The following is an 18,383-nucleotide window of genomic DNA, read 5'->3' as shown; positions in this document are numbered from 1 at the left end:
GCGATCACCGCCGCTCGTACTGCTTCAGCCCGCTCGCCAGCGCGTTGCCTGACAGCGCGATGCTTGCACCAGTCCAGTCAGCGAGGAACACGCTGGAACGGCGCAGGCCGGGCACAAAGCGCGCTTCGTTGCCGGTCACTCGCAACCCATCCGACGAGTGCAGATTGTCCTCCGCACCCACGGCGATGAAGGCGGAGTAGTTCTCCTTGTCGCGCCCCTGGATGAACCAATTGTTGGCGATCAAGCCACGGCTGCCAGCAGGCAGGTCGATCATGTAGTTGGTTGCGCGGCCATTGGCGTCGTCGAACGAGTTGTTCTCAATCGTAACGTTACCGGCGCGGGCCTTGAGATAATGCCCGCCCTGACCGCGCTCGAAGCGGCTCTCCTTCACGGTCAGCTCGCCGTAATTGCCGGTGTAGATCGAATGCGCGCAGCCGGCGGAATTCTCGCATGTGCCAAGCCCGCTGAAGGTTGAGCGGACGATATAGATGCGCCCGCCCGGGTCGTTGGCTGTCAGAATGCCCTGCTGACTATCCATGAACCAGCTATTGGCGATGTTGAGGCTGCCCTTTTCAAGACGGATGCCCGCGCCATTGCCATCCGGCACATAAATCCCGCGAAACACGAGTCCCCGGACTTCCGCGCCCGCGCCGCGCAAGACCAGCGCCGCTTTGCCTTCACAGGCCTTGCGCTCGAACACCGCGCTACCGGGTTTCTCCGTGACATAGGTGATTACGCCTGCTTCCTGCACCGCGCATTGGCGATAGGTGCCAGGAGCCACTGCGATGGTGCCGCGCCGGTTGCCGATTGCGTTGATCGCCGATTGCAGGCTGCCATAGCTGCGCCCGGTCTCGGTCACGGTGAAGTCTCCCCGCGCCGATTGCGCGAAAGATGCGGTAGCCGTGATCGCCAGCACTGCAATGCAGACCGCCGCCCCCATCGCCGTGCGCACGATGCGCTTTTGCCGAGGGTTGCCTTGAGAAATTGAGGAATGTGTCATGCGGAGCGAATTATCACGCCGACACACAGACCGAAGGCGCGCATTTCGCGCTGTGCCGTTTCGATCCAGCAATTGCCCCTTGGCTTAACTGTACCAGCAGGGCTAAACCGCACCCGCGCCGGGCTATCGCAACCCGGCCAACAATTTGGGTCACACGAGGAGGAACTCCCAATGAAGAAATTCACCAGCCTGGCCATTCTTGGCGGCGCATCGCTCGCTCTTGCTGCATGTGGCAGCGCGGAAGACGCATCGACAGAAGCCACCGCCGACACGGTTGAAATGCCAGCCGACGAAGCGCTTGAAGCCGTGACGGACGAGCCGGTTGAAGACGCGGCTGCTACCGACACCGCCGAAGACGAAGGTTCGGACGCAACCGCTGCCGTTCCGCAGGAAACCGCTGAAGCGGCTGCCGAAGACGCTGCAAGCGTGGCCGAGCAGGTCGAAGCTGCGGCTGCCGAAGCAGAAGCCGCTGCGGATGCCATCGATTCAGCAGCAGATGCTATCGAGAATGTCGGTCAGTAAGCCGGCGCATGGGACATCGGCGGGCCGGGCGCAGTTTTGCGTCCGGCTCGTCGCCCCTGCACTCCTGATTGCCCTCACCGCGTGCAATGAAACCGGCGGCTCAGGCCCCGGCGGCGTGAGCGAAGGCGAAGCGCGTGCGCTCGAAGAAGCGGCAGAGATGCTCGACGCCCGGCGCCTGCCCGATGAAGCTCTGCCAGCCGTTGAAGGGCCACCTGTGGAAGGGGCAACGGACGCGGGCGAGAGCGGCGAAGACACAGCTGAAATGACAGGCGACAATTCCGAGTAAGGTCGGGCACACAGCTCGCCACACGAGAGGATCACCCCCAATGAACGCCCCTGCGGATTCCAGTCAGTTTAATCAGGGAATGGATCCAGACACCTTCGAACAATTCGCCGAGCAGCTAGAGCGCTATGTCAAAGAGCGGCTGATCCCGGCAGAGCCAGACGTGATCGAAAATGACGCTATTCCGCCCGAAATCGTGCAGGAAATGCGCGATATGGGCCTGTTCGGGATTTCCGTGCCGGAAGAGTATGGTGGGGCTGGTCTGAACACCTCGCAATATGCCCGCGTGGTCAACATGATGAGCTACGCCGCGCCGGCGTTTCGCTCGATCTTCTCGATCAATATCGGAATGTTTGCGAGCGCCCTGAAGAACGGCGCAACCGAAGAACAGCGCGCCGAATGGTATCCCAAGCTGGTCGAAGGCAAGATTGCCTGTTTCGGCCTTACCGAGCCAGGTTCGGGCAGCGACAGCGCGGCGATGGCGACCACCGCGACTCCCGATCCAGACGGGAACGGATGGGTACTGAACGGCACCAAGCGCTACATCACCAACGCGCCGCACGCCGATGTCGCGCTGATCATGGCGCGGACTGAAAAGGACGCGCTGCCCAAGAACGCGCATGTCAGCGCGTTTCTGGTGCCGATGAATTCACCGGGCGTTTCGACCGGATCGCCCGACAAGAAAATGGGCCAGTCCGGCTCGCACATTTCCGACATCATGCTCGACGATGTGAAAGTTCCGGGCGACGCGTTGCTTGGCGGCGAAACCGGCAAGGGTTTTCGTTTCGCGATGCAGAGCCTCGACAATGGCCGCATTTCCGTCGGCGCAGCGGCGACCGCCTATGCCCGCCGCGCGCTCGACAGCGCGCTGCGCTACGCCAATGAGCGCAAGGCGTTTGGCGAACCGATTGCGCGGTTTCAACTGATCCAAGCGATGCTGGCCGACAGCGAGACCGAGATCTACGCGGCCGAATGCATGATGCGCGATGTGACCGCGCGCGCGGATCGCGGCGAGAACATCATCACCAAGGCCGCAGCGTTCAAGGTCTTCGCCAGCGAGATGTGCGGCCGCGTGGTCGACCGCGTGGTGCAGATCTATGGCGGCGCAGGCTATCTTGCCGAATACGATGCCGAGCGGTTCTATCGCGATGCGCGGATCTATCGCATTTACGAAGGCACCACGCAGATCCTGCAACTCCAGATCGCCAAGCATATGCTGCGCGAATGGGAAAAGTTGAACGGTTAGGGAGGGCACTACGCCCACCTCGCTGCGACTAGCCAGCAAGCTGGCAAGTCTCGCTCCCCTCCCGCCTGCGGGAGGGGTTGGGGGTGGGCCAAGCACCATATGTACAATTTACTCAACGACCTCAGCATCATCGAAGTCTCCAGCTTCGTAGCCTCTCCCACGGCAGGCCTGTATTGCGCGCAGATGGGTGCGGAGGTGATCCGCGTCGACCACAAGGCAGGCGGGCTCGACTACGACCGTTACATGCTGACAAAGGAAGGTCGTTCACTCAGCTGGGAAAACCTCAACCGCGCGAAGAAATCGGTGGCGCTCGATTTGCGGAGCGGCGAAGGGCGCGAATTGTGCGTCGAGCTGGCAGCGAAGACTGGGCAGTGCATCACCAACCTGCCGGAGAAGAGCTTTCTCAGCCATGCCGCGATGAAGGCGGCCCAGCCTGAAGGCGCACCCGATATGACGTCGGTGCGGATCATGGGCTGGCATGACGGACGGCAGGCGATGGATTTCACCGTCAACGCTGCCTCCGGCTATCCGCTGATGACCGGGCCGGACGATTGGGACATGAAGACCGCGCCGCCGGTTAATCAGGTGCTTCCGGCTTGGGATTTCATCACCGGTGCTTATTGCGCCTTCGCCCTGCTCGCCGCTCTGCGTCACCGAGACGCTTCTGGCGAGGGCAGCGAAATGCGTGTTCCGCTGGGCGATGTGGCGATTGGCACTGTCGCAAATTCGGGCATGATGGCCGAAATGCTCTATCGCGATTCCGACCGCGAGCGGCTCGGCAATGCGATCTGGGGAGCATTCGGGCGCGATTTCCGCAGCAAGGACGGTGTGCGCTTCATGGTCGCGGCGCTCACCGCCAAGCAATGGGCGGGACTAGTCGAAGCCTTCGGCGTGAAAACTCCGATCAGCAAACTTGAATCAGAAGTCGGGGTCAGATTTGCGGATGGTGATGATCCGCGGTTCAAGCATCGCCACGCTTTGTTCGATATATTCCAGACCGTCGCATCCAGCCACGATTATGCCGCGCTCGAGGCCCGCATGAGCGCCGAAGGATGCACTTTCGAGAAATACCGTACCGCTCACGAAGCGGCGAACGACCCGGCGCTCGTGGCTGACAATCCGCTATTCGGCCCGTCGCCTGCCAATCCGAGCGGGTTTGAGTATCCCGCCACCCGAAGCTTCGCGAACCTACCCGCACAGGAACCGGGCAATCCGGCACCTGCGCCCTATCTCGGCCAGCATTCCGAGGAGGTATTGGCTGAACGCCTTGGTCTTTCGAGCGGTGCGATTGGCAAGCTGGTGGATGCCGGGACGGTGGCTTTGAGTGACAAGGACAGACATTAGAACCGCTCATCCTGAGCCTGTCGAAGGGTGAGCGCCCGCCATGCTCGCACTTCGACAAGCTCAGCACGAGCGAGTCAGGAGATATTTGTAATGACCAGAAGAGCAGCGATCGTCTCACCCCTCCGCACACCGGTCGGCAAATTCCTCGGCGGGTTGTCGAGCATGAATGCCGGGGAACTCGGCGCAGTCATCCTGAAAGCGCTGATCGAGCGCAGTGGGATCGATCCTGCGCGCGTCGACGATGTCGTCTTCTCGCAGGGCTATGGCAACGCGGAGGCCCCCGCGATTGGTCACTGGAGCTGGCTCGCCGCTGGCCTACCGCTCGAAGTGCCCGGCTACCAACTGGATCGGCGGTGTGGGTCAGGCCTCCAAGCCGTCGCCAATGCTGCAATGATGGTCGAGACCGGCATGGCCGATGTCGTGGTTGCGGGCGGGTGTGAGAGCATGTCGAATGTCGAGCACTACACTTTGCAAGGGCGCGGAGGAGCGCGCATGGGCGATATCACGCTCCACGATCGCCTGTCGCGCGGACGCTTGATGAGCCAGCCGATTGAGCGCTTCGGCGTGATCACCGGCATGATCGAAACCGCCGAGAACCTTGCCAAGGACTACGAAATTTCGCGCGAAGAGGCTGACGCGTATGCGGTCCGTTCGCACCAGAATGCGGCCGCCGCTTGGGATGCAGGCAAGTTCGACGAGCAATTGGTGCCGGTTGAAGTGCCGCAGCGCCGCGGTGATCCGGTGACCTTTACCATGGACGAGGGTTTCCGCGCAGACGCCTCAATGGAAACGCTCGGCAAGCTGCGCGCGCTTGATACTAAACGCGATCCCGATGCCATCGTCACAGCAGGCAATGCCAGCCAACAGAATGATGCAGCAGCGGCGTGTCTCGTTGTGGCTGAAGACAAGCTTGAGGAGCTGGGCCTAGAACCCATGCTGTGGTTCGGCGGCTGGGCGGCAGCGGGCTGCGATCCTTCGCGAATGGGGATCGGACCGGTGCCAGCGGTAGAGCGCCTGTTCGAGCGACGCGGCTACAGCTGGGAAGATATCGACCTGGTCGAGCTCAACGAAGCCTTCGCGCCCCAAGTCCTCGCGGTACTCAAAGGCTGGGGTTGGAGCGATGACGATTCTCGCCGCGAAATCCTCAACGTCAATGGATCGGGCATCTCGCTTGGCCATCCCATCGGTGCGACCGGCGGACGCATCCTTGCCGATATGGCGCATGAAATGCATCGCCGCGAGGTGCGTTACGGTCTTGAAACCATGTGTATCGGCGGCGGGCAAGGCATCGCAGCGGTGTTCGAGCGGGCCGTGTGATGAGCGAGTTCGAAGCCTGGATCGGACGCCTGCAAACCTCCACCGACCGGCTCGACGAAGCGCATGCCGAGCGCTGGTTGGCGACGTTCGATCTGGACAGGCCAAGCCGCCCGCTCCCTCCACCCTTCCACCCGGAGCCTACCGGGACACAATCCGGGTGGAAGGGTGGAGGGAGAGGGCGGCCGGGGACGCAGAGAGAAATGCCGCAGGGCATTCATTTTGCGCTCTGCACTCCTGACGCGCCCACAGATAACCTGGGCGAAGATGGCCACCCGGCGCGCGATGACAGCGCTGAAAGCTTCCTGCCACCCTTTCCCATGCCTCGGCGCATGTGGGCGTCGAGCACAATTCAGTTCGTTGCTCCTTTAGCGATTGGAGCGACGATCGCGCGCACCAGCCGGATCGCGTCGATCAGCGAGAAGGAAGGGTCAAGCGGCAAGCTGGCCTTTGTGAATGTCGAACACGAAACCAGCGCCGACGGTGCGCTCGCGGTGCGGGAAACGCAGACGCTGGTCTATCGCGATGCCGCTGCGGCGGATGCACCGCTCAGCCCATCCTCGGCAGGTGACGGTGCCTTCGATCCATCTGAGTGGGCGACCAGCAGGACGCTCACCCCAGATCCGCGCCTGCTGTTCCGCTATTCGGCCCTGACCTTTAACACGCACCGCATCCACTATGACGCGCCCTATGCGGAGCGTATTGAACGCTATCGCGGTCTGGTTGTGCACGGGCCTTTGACGGCCAGCCTACTGTTGCAGCTTGCTGCCAGTGAGCTCGGCGAGAACAAGCTAAGCACCTTCGCATTTCGCGGAATGTCACCCGCCATCGCCGGCGAACCTCTGCATCTCGTGATGCGGCAAAGTGAGGATGGCTTCGAGTTGGGTGCGTTTGCCGACGATGGGCGGCACGTGATGAAGGCCAGCGCCTCGGTCTAATCGCTAGTCGACCGGATAGTCCTTGATCGGCTCCAAGACATCATAGCTTTCCGTCTTCGGCTTGCGTCCCAGCTCCGGAAACTCGATTGCTGGCGGCTCGACATGCGTGTCTGGCAGATGATCAAGCAAGTGCCGGATCAAGGTCAGTCGACCGCGCTTCTGATCGTTGAAATCCACCAGCGTCCACGGTGCATTCTCAAGATGCGTTGCCTTCAACATCGCCTCGCGCGCTTCGGTATAGGCGTCATATTGCTCGCGCGCGGCCAGATCGATGGGCGAGAGTTTCCAGCGTTTGAGCGGGTCTTCCAGCCGTTCAGCAAGCCGCTCTTCCTGCTGCTCCTGATCGGTTGTCAGCCAGTATTTGAACAGCAGGATACCATCATCGGTCAGTAGCTTTTCAAACACCGGAACCTGTTCGAGAAATTGGTCGACCTGATCCTCATCCGCAAAACCCATCACTTTCTCGACGCCCGCGCGGTTGTACCACGAACGGTCGAACAGCACGATTTCGCCCTTGGTGGGCAGGTGCTGGATGTAGCGCTGGAAGTACCACTGACCGCGCTCGTCATCGGTCGACTTGCCAAGTGCCACGGTGCGACATTGGCGCGGATTGAGCTTGTCGCGCACCGCGCGAATTGCGCCGCCTTTGCCCGCCGTGTCGCGTCCTTCAAACAGCACTACAACACGCGCGCCGGTGGCCCGCGCCCAGCGCGCCATACCGACCAGCTCCTCGGTCATCGGTTCCAGCAGCTTGCGGTAATCCTTGCCCTTCAGCGCCATAGGGTTTCCTTCGTGTTTGTTCTTGTTTCACCGCAGTGGTAGTATCAAATGCAACGTTATGGCTACACTTGCTGACCCTGAAACCGATTTTACCGTCCTGCCGGAGCTTCCGGAGGATGTGTTCACTGCGCCTTTGGCCAAGCCTCCGCATCTGGGCAACGATTGGCTTGAGCCAGCGCAGACCGATTATTCGAGCGACGATCACGCGGTGTGGGACGACCTGTTTTCACGCCAGATGCAGGTCCTGCCCGGACGCGCGGCGAGCGCGTTTATGGCTGGCCTTGAAAAGCTCGACCTGTCGCGCGGCGGCATCCCGGAATTTGGCCGCCTGAGCGAGGAATTGGATACGCTAACCGGGTGGAGCGTGGTGCCGGTGCCGATGCTGATCCCGGATCACGTGTTCTTCTGGCACTTGGCCAATCGGCGCTTCCCAGCGGGCAATTTTATCCGCACGCGCGAGACGTTCGATTACATTCAGGAGCCTGACGTCTTCCATGACGTGTTCGGCCATGTCCCGATGCTGACCGACCCGGTCTATGCCGATTACATGCAGGAATATGGCCGCGCCGGGTGGAAGGCGATGCGCTACAACCGGCTGAAGTCCCTGGGTTCGCTCTATTGGTACACGGTCGAGTTTGGTCTGATCGAGGAGGCTCCGGGAGACATTCGGGCCTATGGCGCAGGCATCCTGTCCGGCCCCACTGAAGCGGTGTTCGCAGTCGAAGCCAAGAGCCCCAACCGCATCATGCTGGCGGTCGACCGGGTGATGCGCACCGACTACGTCATCAGCGATCTGCAACCGACCTATTTCGTGATCGAGAGTTTCGATGATCTCTTTCGCCAGACGGTCGAGCGGGATTTCGACCGACTATATAAAAATCTGGCGCCGGGATTCACCTATGCGAACAGCGCGGTCATCGATGTCGATTATGTCGTGAACCGCGGGACGCAGGAATATCACCTGCGCGGTGGGCGCGGGAGCAATGCGGAACCCGTTTAGGGCCGGATTGAGGCTCTAAGCTTCGCTTTTGCGCAAGACGGCGTGATACAGGACCAGCACTACCAGCGCTGCGGCGCAGGCGGCGCCAAGCGCGATCAGCGACAGTCCGCCGAGCACGGTCCCTTGGTTCGCAATCAGACCGGCGATCAACGCGGCGAGCAGGCTCAGCCCCATTTGGCGCAGGATCTCACCCGGCTCCTCGGTGCGCGCAAGGATCGAGGCCATCCAGCCAAGCAATGCTCCCAGTACGATCAACACCATCAACGCCATTGTGAGTTTCCAGCTCCTTCACATGCATAATCCGCAAGCGGGCAGGTTGGTTCCTGCGCGGATCACAAATGCCGCGATTCAGAAAAAGTAAAACAGCGCGCAGCCCATCGCGACGCGGTAGATCACGAACACCAGCATCGAGGCGCGTTTCAGGAAGTTCATCAGAAACGCCATCGTCAAGAACGCCGAGATAAACGTCAGCACCCCGGCGATCAGCGCGTCAAGCGCTAGGCCTGCCCCTGCTTCGAAAATCTCCGGCACAATCAGCACGCCTGCACCGGCAACCGCAGGGATCGACAGCAGGAATGAGAAACGCGCAGCTTCCACCCGCTTGTACCCGAGCGCCCGTGCAGCCGTCATCGTGACGCCCGACCGGCTTGTCCCGGGGATGATCGCCAGCGCCTGTGCGAGGCCGACCAGCAATCCGTCTCGCCATGTCATGTCTTCGAAGTTCTTGATTTCCTTGCCGAGCCAGTCGGCGATACCAAGCAGCAGGCCGTAGACGATCAGATTGAAAGCGATCAGGTCAGTAAAGCGGATCGAAGACATCAGATCGTCGTCGACAATGGTGACGCCGAACACGCTCTCGGCAATGCCGTTGAACAGGCCGAGCTTGATCGACAGTCCAAACGCGACCGCCGGGATCGTCCCCAGCACGATCCACCAGAACAGGCGCCGTTCGGACGGAGCCTTACCAATCCCGATGCTGGCAAACCCGCCGCGCGCGAGAACAACCACGTCTTTGAAGAAATAGACGATGATCGCGAGCAGCGACCCGACATGCACCGCCACATCGATCAGCGGGCCCTGATCGGGAAAGTCGGTGAAGGTCGGGATCAGGATCAAATGTCCCGACGATGAAATCGGCAGGAACTCGGTGATCCCCTGAACGACCGCAATGATCAACAGTTGGAGGAATGTCATTTAGGGAAATGAGCCTTGTGCGACGCGCGTAAGTGACACGCTGCCGGGGCCATTACCCACCCCCAGCCCCTCCCGCAAGCGGGAGGGGAGCGAGACTTCACGAGACGAAGTCGAGTGTTAGTCGCAGCGGGGTGGGCAACTGGGCGCAATCACCAGATCTTCACCCGCTCTTCGGGCGGCAGATACAGCGCATCGTCTTCGGTCACGCCGAATGCTTCATACCACGCGTCGATATGACGGACGGAATTGTTGAGGCGAAACTCGCTCGGCGGGTGGTTCGCGGTCATCACGCGGTTGCGCAGGCTTTCTTCGCGCTCCATCCCGCGCCAGACTTGCGCGTAGCCCATGAAGAAGCGCTGATCGCCGGTCAGGCCATCAATCACCGGCGGCTCTTCACCGTTCAGCGACATGCGGTACGCGCGGTAGGCCATTTGCAGGCCGACAACATCGCCGAGCGTTTCGCCCATCGATTGACCGGGACGCAGGCATTCCGGACCGTTGGAACTTTCAACCGGGCAATAGGATTTGATGAACTCGCCCATCTTCTCAGTGAACTTGACGAAGCCTTCCCGGTCTTCGTCCTGCCACCAATTGCGCAAGGTGCCGGTCGCGTCGAATTGCGAGCCTTGATCATCATAGCCATGGCCAATTTCGTGGCCGATCACCGCTCCGATACCGCCATAATTGACCGCCGGATCGGCGCTGGCGTTGAAGAATGGCGGCTGCAGGATCGCCGCAGGGAAGACGATCCGATTGGTGAGCGGCGAATAGTAAGCGTTCACCGTTTGCGGGAACATGCCCCATTCGCTCGGGTCGACTTCGGTGCCGAGGCGCGAACGGTTGTCTTCATCATTCCAGCGCGCGGTGGCCAATCGATTGGCAATTGGATCGGTCGCGGAGATTTCCAGACCGTCATAGGTCTTGAACTCGTCTGGATAGCCAATCATTGGCACGAAGCCGTTGAGCTTGGCCCGTGCCTCGGCGATCGTCGCCTCGGTCATCCATTCATTCTTGTCGAGCGCTTCGTTCATTGAACGACTGAGGTTGGCGACCAGCTCATCCATCCGCGCCTTGCTTTCGGGCGGGAAGTATTTCTCGACATAAAGCGCGCCGAGTTGCTCGCCGATTGCCCCTTCGACTTCGCTGATCGCGCGCTTCCACCGCGCCTGCTGCTCTTCACGGCCGCTGATGGTCTTGCCGTAGAACTCGAAGTTTGCCTTATCCAACTCGCTCGAAATTACGGCTGCGTTGGACGAAAGCATGCTTTTCGCCATGTAGGCCTTGATTGTCGCCAGCGGTGTATCGTTCAGCAATTGCATCATCGCCGGGAGCCCGCCGCCGATCATCGCAACCTGATCAGGTGTCAAACCTGCTTCTTCGATTTCTTCTTCGGTCGGCGGAATTTGCGATGCGAGGAACCGCGTCTGGCCAGCCAATTGTGCCGATTCGAGCAATGCGTCGATGGGGAAATCGCCCGCAATCTTCGCCAGATCTTCAGGCGAAAGCTCGTTATAGGTCAGTGTCGGTTTGCGGAAGATCTGGCGCGCCCATTCAAGCTCCGCAACCTTGTGCTCAAAGGCATAGACGGCCTCGGCAGCCGCGCCTGGATCGGCATAGCCCGCCGCACTCAATACCGTGGCGAGATAGTCTTTGTACTTCGCCCGAATTTCGAGGTTGGTTTCGGAATCAACGAGATAATAATCGCGGTCGGGCAGGCCCATTCCATCAAAGCCGAGGCCGACGACATATTGGGTGGGGTTGCGCGCATCGATGGTCACCCCGGCGCTCACCAGCGAAGGAAAGCCCGGCTTGCCGAACAAGGTGGCCAATGCCGTGAGATCGGACGCGCCGTAAACCTCCTGGAGGTAAGGCTGAGCGCGGGTCAGACCATTTGCGTCGATGGCTTCAACGTCCATGAAAGCGTTGTACGCGTCGACAATCCGGCGTGCCTGCGTGCCAGGCTCTGGGTTAGAGGCCACCAGTGTTTCCACCAGCGAACGCACGTCGCGGGTAGCGCCTTCGCGCAGCATGTCGAACGCGCCAAAGCGCTGACGGTCGGCCGGGATCTCATTGCCTGCGATCCACTTGCCGTTGACGAAGGCGTTGAAATCGTCGCCGGGATCGACATTCTGATCGATCAGATCGAGGCCAACGCCCCAAGCGCCAAAGTCCATGGTCGGACTGGCTGTTTCCGCTGCATCGGCTTCGGCCTCTTCCAGCAACGTGTCGATATGCGGCGCTCGAGCATCATCGGCGAGCGCGGGTGTTTGAAGTGCGAGCGCGGCGACACCGGCGCACAGAAGGGTGGATTTGTTGATCATGGTTGCATGTCCCCGGTTGGCATTTCGGATGTGCCTGAAAGGATCTGTTTAGGCGCGGTGCTAGCGCAGTGTCGACGCTCGTCCGATGGGACGCGCGATTGATCGAAAAAAGGGCTGCCTAGGCGGCGGCGCTGGCGGCGAACTGCAGATTCGCGAGGCGGGCGTAGAGCCCTCCCTGCGCCGACAGCTGCTCGTGCGCGCCTTGTTCGACCACTTCGCCGCCATCCAGCACGATGATCCGATCCGCCTTGCGTACGGTGGCAAGGCGGTGGGCGATCACCAGTGTCGTGCGCTGCGCCATCAATTGATCGAGTGCTTGCTGCACCAGCTGTTCGCTTTCCGCATCAAGCGCGCTGGTCGCCTCATCAAGCAGCAGGATCGGTGCGTCACGCAGAAGAGCGCGCGCAATTGCAACGCGCTGCCGCTGACCGCCCGACAATTGCGTGCCGCCTTCACCCAGATACGTACCCAGGCCATCCGGCAGATCGCGCAGGAAGCTATCGGCATTGGCCGCGCGGGCCGCTTCCCAAATCTCTTCGTCGGAAGCATCCCATTGGCCGTAGCGCAGATTGTCGCGCGCATTGGCGCTGAACAGCACGCCGTCTTGCGGGACCAGCGCGAGCCGCTCGCGAATATCAGCTGGATCAGCCTTGGTCAGTGGCACCCCGTCCATCCGGATTGTGCCAGCCTGCGGATCGTAGAAGCGCTCGACCAGTTGGAAGATCGTGGACTTGCCCGCGCCGGAAGGGCCAACAATTGCTACCGTCTCGCCCGGCTCGATCTCGAGGCTGAAATCCTTGAGCGCCGGTGTCTCGGGCCGCGCAGGATAGCGGAAGGTGACATTGCGGAATGACAGGCTGCCGCGTGGCGGCACGGGAAGCGCCTCGGGCCGTGAGGGTGAGGCGATTTCAGGTTCGGCTTCGAGCAGTTCCGCAAGGCGGCTTGCAGCCCCGGCCCCGCGCAAGAGCTCGCCATAAACTTCGGTCAGCGCGCCAAAGGCACCAGCCACAATCATCGCCCCGACGATAAACGAAAGGATCGTCCCGCCGGTAATCGCGCCCGCTGCGACGCCTTCCGCACCGCGCCACAGGATCGCGACAATCGAACCGAAAATCGCAAGGATGATAATCGCCGTCATCATGGCGCGCAGGATGATCCGCCGCCGCGCGGTCTCGAACGTCCGTTCGACAGCCTCTCCAAACCGGCCGGCCTCGCGCTCCTGCTGTCCGAAGCTCTGGACGATTTTCATCGCCGACAGCACTTCGGTCACCATTGCGCCGACATCGGCTACGCGGTCCTGATTGTCGCGTGAGATTGTGCGGATGCGGCGACCGAAGAAGACGATCGGTAGGATCACGGCTGGAATGCCGACAGCGAGCCAGATCGTCAGGCCGGGCAACAGCCAGAATAGGTAGATCGTCCCGCCGATGCCGAGGAAGATGTTGCGCAGCGCCACAGATACGGTCGTCCCGACGACAGTTTCGATGATCGCGGTATCGGCCGTCATCCGGCTGGATATCTCTTTCGGGCTGTTCTCTTCGTAGAAGGACGGTGACAGTCGCATCAGATTGCGATGCACCTTGCGGCGGATGTCGGCGACCACACGCTCGCCAATCCAGCTGACGAAATAGAACCGCGCCGCTGTGCCGAGCCCGATGATGAAGACGATCACCAGAAGGTACCGGAACCAGCGCCCGATATTCCCGGCACCCTCTACACCATTGGTACCCGCATCGCCGAAACCGCGATCGACGATCAATTGCATCGCAGCCGGGATGGCCAGTGTCGCGCCCGCCGTCACGAGCAGAGCGAGCAGCGCCAGCGTCACCTGGCGCGGATATTTGGCCGCTTCGCGATAGACCATGCGCAGCGGCGCCAGCGAACGGCGCTTTTTCTCGTCCGATAGCGCCTTTTCGTCGCTTATTTCGTCGCTGACCCCATTCATCGTGTCGCTGACTTAGGGAGAGCACGCCGCATTTTCACGTGCAAAAAGCGCACAGTCCCAAGGAAAGGCACCCGCAAAGCGGTTATTGTGCATTGCACAATGGCACTGGAGGGCCCATTTGGAGTGTAACGGGGATCGCCATTCGGACGAATGCTGTGTCGCACGTCCGATCGAGATAGGGGGCAAAATGCTCTACCAAGCATACGAAATCCAGCGCAGCTGGCTCAACAGCGTCAGTTCAATGGCGTCGATCAGCTCGAATATGCTGTCCAATCCCGCCAATCCGATGAGCTACACCGGATTCGGTCCGATGGCGGCCAACGCGCTTGACGTGTTGGCCCATGCCACCGCGCAATATGGCAAGCCCGCTTTCGGGATCACCGAGATTGAGAGCGACGGCAAGGTCTATCCCGTTATCGAAGCAACCGTCGTCAACCGTCCGTTCGGAGATTTGAAGCGTTTCCGGCTCGATGGCATCGACGACAACCGCCCGAAACTACTGATCGCGGCTCCGATGAGCGGCCACTATGCCACGCTGCTGCGCGGCACGGTCGAGCGGATGCTGCAGCAATACGAAGTCTACATCACCGATTGGGCCGATGCGAAGACAGTGCCGCTGCACGAAGGCAGCTTCGACCTCGACGACTACATCGATTACCTCATGGAATTCCTGGAGTACATCGAAGGCGTCAATCCGGGTCAGCGCCCGCATATGATGGCGGTGTGCCAGCCTTCGGTCCCGGCCTATGCCGCGACCGCGCTGTTGAACCTCCACAAATCGCCCGCAACCCCGGCGACGCTAACGATGATGGGCGGCCCGATCGACACGCGTGAAAGCCCGACCACGGTCAACAATCACGCTATGGATCGCCCGATCGAATGGTTCCGCCAGAGCGTGATCGCCAGCGTGCCGATGAATTATCGCGGCGCCGGGCGTAAGGTTTACCCCGGCTTCATGCAGCTATCCGCGTTCATGAGCATGAACCTGCAAAGCCACATGATGAGCCACTATGAGATGTTCAAACACCTCACCACGGGCGACGATGCGAGCGCACAGGCGACCAAGGATTTCTACGACGAATATCGCAGCGTTTGCGACATGACGGCGGAATTTTACCTGCAAACGGTCGAGGAAGTGTTCCAGAAACACTCGATCCCCAACGGCACGTTCGAACATAAGGGCGAGGTCGTCGACCTGACCCAGATCACCGATACCGCGCTGCTGGCCATCGAAGGCGAGCGCGACGATATTTCAGGCTTGGGCCAGACCAAGGCTGCACTCAAGCTCGCAACCGGACTCTCAGAGAAGAAAAAGCGCTACTACATGGCCGAAGGTGCCGGGCACTACGGCATCTTCAACGGCAGCCGCTGGCGCGACAAGGTAGCTCCGGTGGTCGAGGAGTTTATCGCGGCGCACGGGTGAGGCAGATCAGGATGTAAGGGGCGGCTTCACGTGTTCTCGTAACAGTTTCGCGCAAAGAAACTTCGATGTGAAGACTCGCTCGAACCAAGGCGCTGGACGAATTTGCGGATAGATCATTGATCCCTCAGCGAAATACGCGGCTTCGAGCAACAAGGCCCTCGCATCGTCAAACGACAAATCGTCGAGTTCGCCGATCGCCGTTATCATTTTCCTGATCTGATCCAGTTCAGCAGGAGCTTTTGCGTAGTCGAGAAAGAATGCATCCGCCTCGGCGTACCAATTCAATCGATTGAGCTCTTCGTCATCGATTTCTCCGACGATCCATCTTTCAGCTCCCCTTAGTCCATCCCTGAGCCCTTGCTGCGGAATCAGATGGGCGTGCTTCCAGCAACAGGCGATCAGAAACCTATGCAGTTGGCTAACCTGCTGCTCGAAGAATTTCGGTTCTTCGCTGTAGAGCGCTTCGAGCATAGCTTCAGCGTCGTTGGAATTCGCCCATTCTTCTTGCGTCATAAGTCGACTACGATCTTTCGACCTTCGGCGCCCGAAAGAACAGGCGCTTGATCATTCGGCGTGCCCACATCAGCAGGGCGATCACAAGAGCAAGTAGCACCAACGCAATTCCTCCAGCGATCACCGGATATTCGTAGGCCACCCACAGCAGTCCAACAGTCGCAACATCCTCCGCGCTGGAAGCCATCACATTGCTGACCGGTTCCGGCGACGTGTTCACCACTGCCCGCGCGCTCGCCTTGCCGCCATGCGCGAGGAAACTCGCGCCGCCGCCCAGCATGAACGCGACCACCTGCATCGCGGGATCGGACGGGTCGACAATCGCCAGCGCCAGCAGCGCACCGCCCACCGGGCGGACCAGCGTATGGATCGTGTCCCACGCGCTATCGAGCCACATCACCTTGTCGGCAAAGAACTCCGCCAGCGCTCCGAACGCCGCAATGCCCATAACCCATGGGTTCTCGAGCACTGCTAGGCTGGAAAGATGCTCTGGCACCGGCAACGCATCGAGCCGCATCGCAAGGCCGGTTGCGAAGACGCACAAATAGAGCCGCCAACCCGAAAGCAGGCTAACACTCCCCGCGATCCCAATGATTTCCATGATCCCCATTAGGGGACTTTAGCCAGAAACGAAGGCAAAGAAAAAGGCGGCGCAGGATTGCTCCCGCGCCGCCCTCTTCAATTTCTTGCAATGTTTGCGCTTAGAAGACCTCGAACAGGCCCGCTGCGCCCATGCCGCCGCCGACGCACATGGTGACGACGACATACTTCGCGCCGCGGCGCTTGCCTTCGATCAGTGCGTGGCCGGTGCAGCGTGCGCCGGTCATGCCGTAGGGGTGGCCGATCGAGATTGAGCCGCCATTGACGTTGAGAATGTCGTTGTCGATGCCGAGCTTGTCGCGGCAATAAAGGACCTGCACGGCGAAAGCTTCGTTCAGTTCCCACAGGCCGATATCGTCCATCTTGAGGCCGGTCTGCTTGAGCAGCTTCGGAATAGCATAGACCGGGCCGATGCCCATTTCGTCAGGCTCTGTGCCAGCGACAGCCATGCCGACATAGCGGCCAAGCGGCTGGAGACCCTTTTGCTCGGCGATCTTGGCTTCCATCAACACGCTTGCCGAAGAACCGTCTGACAGCTGCGAGGCGTTACCGGCAGTGATCACCTTGCCCGGACCCATTACCGGCTGGAGGCCTTGCAGACCTTCAAGCGTGGTTGAAGGGCGATTGCCTTCATCCTTGGTCAGCGTGTGTTCGACCTGGCTGACTTCGCCGGTTTCCTTGTCCTTGACCATCATGGTGGTGGTCGCAGGAACGATTTCGTCGTCGAATTTGCCCGCTTCCTGACCGGCTGCGGTGCGCATCTGCGATTGCAGCGCGTATTCGTCCTGCGCTTCGCGGCTGATGCCATAGCGCTCAGCCACGGTTTCAGCGGTCTGGAGCATCGGCATATAGACGTCTTTGTGCATGGCTAGCAGTGACGGGTCCATCTGAACGCGCATTTCGGGGGTCTGGACCATCGAGATCGAGTCCTGACCGCCACCGACGACGATATCCATATTGTCGACTGTGATCTGCTTCGCCGCCGTAGCAATTGCCATCAGACCCGAAGAGCATTGGCGGTCGATCGTCTGCGCCGGAACCGAGACAGGAGCGCCGCCGCGAAGGGCGACCTGGCGACCGATATTACCCGCTTGCGTGCCCTGGGTGAGGACCGCGCCCCACACGACATCGTCGACTTCGCCGCCGTCGATGCCAGCGCGTTCGACGGCGGCCTTGTAGGAGAATGAGCCGAGCGTTGCGCCGGGGGTAGCGTTGAAGCCGCCTTTGTAGGCGCGCCCAATCGGCGTGCGAGCGGTGGAGACGATGACTGCGTCACGTGACATGGGGGAATTCCTTTTTCCTTAAATACGAGTCCCCGCGCAGGCGGGGATCTCATCGATCTTGGTGCTATGCTTCTGGAGTTCCCTGCGTAGGCCTTGAGCCAACTTCGTTTCCGCGGGAACTCGCGGGGTTTTTCAGACGAAGAACTGCGTGATCCACTCACAGATCAGGGCAGGCTTTTCCTCGCCTTCGATCTCGATCGTGATCTCGGCTGTCTGCTGCCATTGGCCGGGACGCTTTTCGATCATCTCGACGAGCTTCCAGTGACCGCGAATGCGCTTGCCCGAGCGGACCGGGTTGATGAAACGCGTTTTGTTGCCGCCATAATTCACGCCCATCTTCACATTGTCGATCTTGGGCATGTCGCTGTTGGCGGAGAGATACGGGATCATCGACAGAGTCATGAAGCCATGTGCGATGGTGCCGCCAAATGGCGTCATCTTTGCCGCTTCTTCGTTGATATGGATGAACTGGTGGTCACCGGTCGCATCCGCGAACATGTTGATCTTTTCCTGGCTCATTTCGACCCATTCGCTGGTGCCGATATTCTCGCCGACCTTTGCGGCCAATTCTTGCGGTGTCATGGGACTGCTCCTCTTCCGGTTTCGCCGTGCGGAATCCCGCCCGCGCGGCGCTATTTCGAGGAGCTACATGGCAGTCGCGAGAGAGGAGTGCAATC

At 60.5% G+C, this 18,383-nt stretch carries 18 protein-coding genes; 8 read left to right on the top strand and 10 right to left on the bottom strand.

What is annotated here, in order from left to right:
• Positions 1-4: 4 nt before the first annotated feature.
• Positions 5-1,000 (bottom strand): right-handed parallel beta-helix repeat-containing protein, encoded by a 996-nt coding sequence (locus Q0837_RS16115; RefSeq protein WP_298471117.1) that lies wholly within the window; start codon positions 998-1,000, stop codon positions 5-7.
• A gap of 171 nt (positions 1,001-1,171) precedes the next feature.
• Here Q0837_RS16115 and Q0837_RS16110 point away from each other — a divergent pair, with 171 nt between their 5' ends.
• The 6 genes from Q0837_RS16110 (at position 1,172) to Q0837_RS16085 (ending at position 6,647) form a co-directional block, all read left to right on the top strand.
• Complete coding sequence (locus tag Q0837_RS16110; RefSeq protein WP_298471115.1) at positions 1,172-1,522, top strand: hypothetical protein; 351 nt, start codon at positions 1,172-1,174, stop codon at positions 1,520-1,522.
• Positions 1,509-1,808, top strand: coding sequence for a hypothetical protein (locus Q0837_RS16105; protein WP_298471113.1), 300 nt, complete (start codon positions 1,509-1,511; stop codon positions 1,806-1,808). The genes Q0837_RS16110 and Q0837_RS16105 overlap by 14 nt, the downstream gene beginning before the upstream one ends.
• A gap of 40 nt (positions 1,809-1,848) precedes the next feature.
• The gene (locus tag Q0837_RS16100; RefSeq protein ID WP_298471112.1) at positions 1,849-3,051 is read left to right on the top strand and encodes an acyl-CoA dehydrogenase family protein; all 1,203 of its coding nucleotides are present in this window, start codon (positions 1,849-1,851) and stop codon (positions 3,049-3,051) included.
• 99 nt (positions 3,052-3,150) lie between these two features.
• On the top strand, positions 3,151-4,395 hold the full coding sequence (locus Q0837_RS16095; protein ID WP_298471111.1) for a CoA transferase: 1,245 nt from the start codon (positions 3,151-3,153) through the stop codon (positions 4,393-4,395).
• Between the two features lie 90 nt (positions 4,396-4,485).
• On the top strand, positions 4,486-5,712 hold the full coding sequence (locus Q0837_RS16090) for an acetyl-CoA C-acetyltransferase (RefSeq protein WP_298471109.1): 1,227 nt from the start codon (positions 4,486-4,488) through the stop codon (positions 5,710-5,712).
• Positions 5,712-6,647, top strand: a complete 936-nt coding sequence (locus Q0837_RS16085) for a MaoC family dehydratase N-terminal domain-containing protein (protein ID WP_298471107.1) — start codon at positions 5,712-5,714, stop codon at positions 6,645-6,647. The genes Q0837_RS16090 and Q0837_RS16085 overlap by 1 nt, the downstream gene beginning before the upstream one ends.
• A gap of 3 nt (positions 6,648-6,650) precedes the next feature.
• Here the strand turns inward: Q0837_RS16085 and ppk2 are convergent, their stop codons facing one another.
• Positions 6,651-7,427, bottom strand: coding sequence for a polyphosphate kinase 2 (gene ppk2, locus Q0837_RS16080; protein WP_298471105.1), 777 nt, complete (start codon positions 7,425-7,427; stop codon positions 6,651-6,653).
• Positions 7,428-7,485: 58 nt separating this feature from the next.
• Between ppk2 and phhA the strand changes: the two genes are divergently transcribed.
• Positions 7,486-8,427 (top strand): phenylalanine 4-monooxygenase, encoded by a 942-nt coding sequence (gene phhA / locus Q0837_RS16075; protein WP_298471103.1) that lies wholly within the window; start codon positions 7,486-7,488, stop codon positions 8,425-8,427.
• Between the two features lie 15 nt (positions 8,428-8,442).
• On the opposite strand, the gene Q0837_RS16070 is transcribed toward phhA, so the two are convergent.
• From Q0837_RS16070 to Q0837_RS16055, 4 genes are all read right to left on the bottom strand, one after another.
• Positions 8,443-8,697, bottom strand: a complete 255-nt coding sequence (locus Q0837_RS16070; RefSeq protein ID WP_298471101.1) for a hypothetical protein — start codon at positions 8,695-8,697, stop codon at positions 8,443-8,445.
• A gap of 78 nt (positions 8,698-8,775) precedes the next feature.
• The gene (locus tag Q0837_RS16065; RefSeq protein WP_298471099.1) at positions 8,776-9,621 is read right to left on the bottom strand and encodes an undecaprenyl-diphosphate phosphatase; all 846 of its coding nucleotides are present in this window, start codon (positions 9,619-9,621) and stop codon (positions 8,776-8,778) included.
• Between the two features lie 149 nt (positions 9,622-9,770).
• On the bottom strand, positions 9,771-11,942 hold the full coding sequence (locus Q0837_RS16060; protein WP_298471097.1) for a M13 family metallopeptidase: 2,172 nt from the start codon (positions 11,940-11,942) through the stop codon (positions 9,771-9,773).
• 118 nt (positions 11,943-12,060) lie between these two features.
• The gene (locus Q0837_RS16055) at positions 12,061-13,887 is read right to left on the bottom strand and encodes an ABC transporter transmembrane domain-containing protein (protein WP_298471095.1); all 1,827 of its coding nucleotides are present in this window, start codon (positions 13,885-13,887) and stop codon (positions 12,061-12,063) included.
• A gap of 187 nt (positions 13,888-14,074) precedes the next feature.
• Here Q0837_RS16055 and Q0837_RS16050 point away from each other — a divergent pair, with 187 nt between their 5' ends.
• Positions 14,075-15,310: a polyhydroxyalkanoate depolymerase gene (locus Q0837_RS16050; RefSeq protein WP_298471093.1), complete on the top strand. Its 1,236-nt coding sequence runs from the start codon at positions 14,075-14,077 to the stop codon at positions 15,308-15,310.
• Between the two features lie 6 nt (positions 15,311-15,316).
• On the opposite strand, the gene Q0837_RS16045 is transcribed toward Q0837_RS16050, so the two are convergent.
• The 4 genes from Q0837_RS16045 to Q0837_RS16030 all read right to left on the bottom strand — a co-directional run bounded on the left by Q0837_RS16045 (position 15,317) and on the right by Q0837_RS16030 (position 18,288).
• Positions 15,317-15,823 carry a hypothetical protein gene (locus tag Q0837_RS16045; protein WP_298471092.1) on the bottom strand — a complete coding sequence of 169 codons (507 nt, stop codon included), beginning with the start codon at positions 15,821-15,823 and terminating at the stop codon, positions 15,317-15,319.
• Positions 15,824-15,830: 7 nt separating this feature from the next.
• A complete protein-coding gene (locus Q0837_RS16040) occupies positions 15,831-16,433 on the bottom strand; it encodes a DUF4126 domain-containing protein (protein WP_298471090.1) in 603 nt (200 codons plus the stop codon).
• 91 nt (positions 16,434-16,524) lie between these two features.
• Positions 16,525-17,706 (bottom strand): acetyl-CoA C-acyltransferase, encoded by a 1,182-nt coding sequence (locus tag Q0837_RS16035; protein WP_298471088.1) that lies wholly within the window; start codon positions 17,704-17,706, stop codon positions 16,525-16,527.
• A 132-nt stretch (positions 17,707-17,838) separates the two neighbouring features.
• Positions 17,839-18,288: a MaoC family dehydratase gene (locus Q0837_RS16030; RefSeq protein WP_298471086.1), complete on the bottom strand. Its 450-nt coding sequence runs from the start codon at positions 18,286-18,288 to the stop codon at positions 17,839-17,841.
• Between the last annotated feature and the right edge of the window lie 95 nt (positions 18,289-18,383).

Source organism: uncultured Erythrobacter sp. (assembly GCF_947499705.1).
In the GTDB taxonomy this organism is placed as follows: Bacteria; Pseudomonadota; Alphaproteobacteria; order Sphingomonadales; family Sphingomonadaceae; genus Erythrobacter.
The sequence above is the reverse complement of the archived record's forward strand: the minus strand, read 5'-3'. Positions and strand labels throughout refer to the sequence as shown.

What these genes read in the sequence shown, in the direction of transcription:
- Q0837_RS16115 (WP_298471117.1), bottom strand. Translation starts at nt 1,000, where the DNA reads ATGACACATTCCTCAATTTCTCAAGGCAACCCTCGGCAAAAGCGCATC.
- Q0837_RS16110 (WP_298471115.1), top strand. Translation starts at nt 1,172, where the DNA reads ATGAAGAAATTCACCAGCCTGGCCATTCTTGGCGGCGCATCGCTCGCT.
- Q0837_RS16105 (WP_298471113.1), top strand. Translation starts at nt 1,509, where the DNA reads ATGTCGGTCAGTAAGCCGGCGCATGGGACATCGGCGGGCCGGGCGCAG.
- Q0837_RS16100 (WP_298471112.1), top strand. Translation starts at nt 1,849, where the DNA reads ATGAACGCCCCTGCGGATTCCAGTCAGTTTAATCAGGGAATGGATCCA.
- Q0837_RS16095 (WP_298471111.1), top strand. Translation starts at nt 3,151, where the DNA reads ATGTACAATTTACTCAACGACCTCAGCATCATCGAAGTCTCCAGCTTC.
- Q0837_RS16090 (WP_298471109.1), top strand. Translation starts at nt 4,486, where the DNA reads ATGACCAGAAGAGCAGCGATCGTCTCACCCCTCCGCACACCGGTCGGC.
- Q0837_RS16085 (WP_298471107.1), top strand. Translation starts at nt 5,712, where the DNA reads ATGAGCGAGTTCGAAGCCTGGATCGGACGCCTGCAAACCTCCACCGAC.
- ppk2 (WP_298471105.1), bottom strand. Translation starts at nt 7,427, where the DNA reads ATGGCGCTGAAGGGCAAGGATTACCGCAAGCTGCTGGAACCGATGACC.
- phhA (WP_298471103.1), top strand. Translation starts at nt 7,486, where the DNA reads ATGGCTACACTTGCTGACCCTGAAACCGATTTTACCGTCCTGCCGGAG.
- Q0837_RS16070 (WP_298471101.1), bottom strand. Translation starts at nt 8,697, where the DNA reads ATGGCGTTGATGGTGTTGATCGTACTGGGAGCATTGCTTGGCTGGATG.
- Q0837_RS16065 (WP_298471099.1), bottom strand. Translation starts at nt 9,621, where the DNA reads ATGACATTCCTCCAACTGTTGATCATTGCGGTCGTTCAGGGGATCACC.
- Q0837_RS16060 (WP_298471097.1), bottom strand. Translation starts at nt 11,942, where the DNA reads ATGATCAACAAATCCACCCTTCTGTGCGCCGGTGTCGCCGCGCTCGCA.
- Q0837_RS16055 (WP_298471095.1), bottom strand. Translation starts at nt 13,887, where the DNA reads ATGAATGGGGTCAGCGACGAAATAAGCGACGAAAAGGCGCTATCGGAC.
- Q0837_RS16050 (WP_298471093.1), top strand. Translation starts at nt 14,075, where the DNA reads ATGCTCTACCAAGCATACGAAATCCAGCGCAGCTGGCTCAACAGCGTC.
- Q0837_RS16045 (WP_298471092.1), bottom strand. Translation starts at nt 15,823, where the DNA reads ATGACGCAAGAAGAATGGGCGAATTCCAACGACGCTGAAGCTATGCTC.
- Q0837_RS16040 (WP_298471090.1), bottom strand. Translation starts at nt 16,433, where the DNA reads ATGGGGATCATGGAAATCATTGGGATCGCGGGGAGTGTTAGCCTGCTT.
- Q0837_RS16035 (WP_298471088.1), bottom strand. Translation starts at nt 17,706, where the DNA reads ATGTCACGTGACGCAGTCATCGTCTCCACCGCTCGCACGCCGATTGGG.
- Q0837_RS16030 (WP_298471086.1), bottom strand. Translation starts at nt 18,288, where the DNA reads ATGACACCGCAAGAATTGGCCGCAAAGGTCGGCGAGAATATCGGCACC.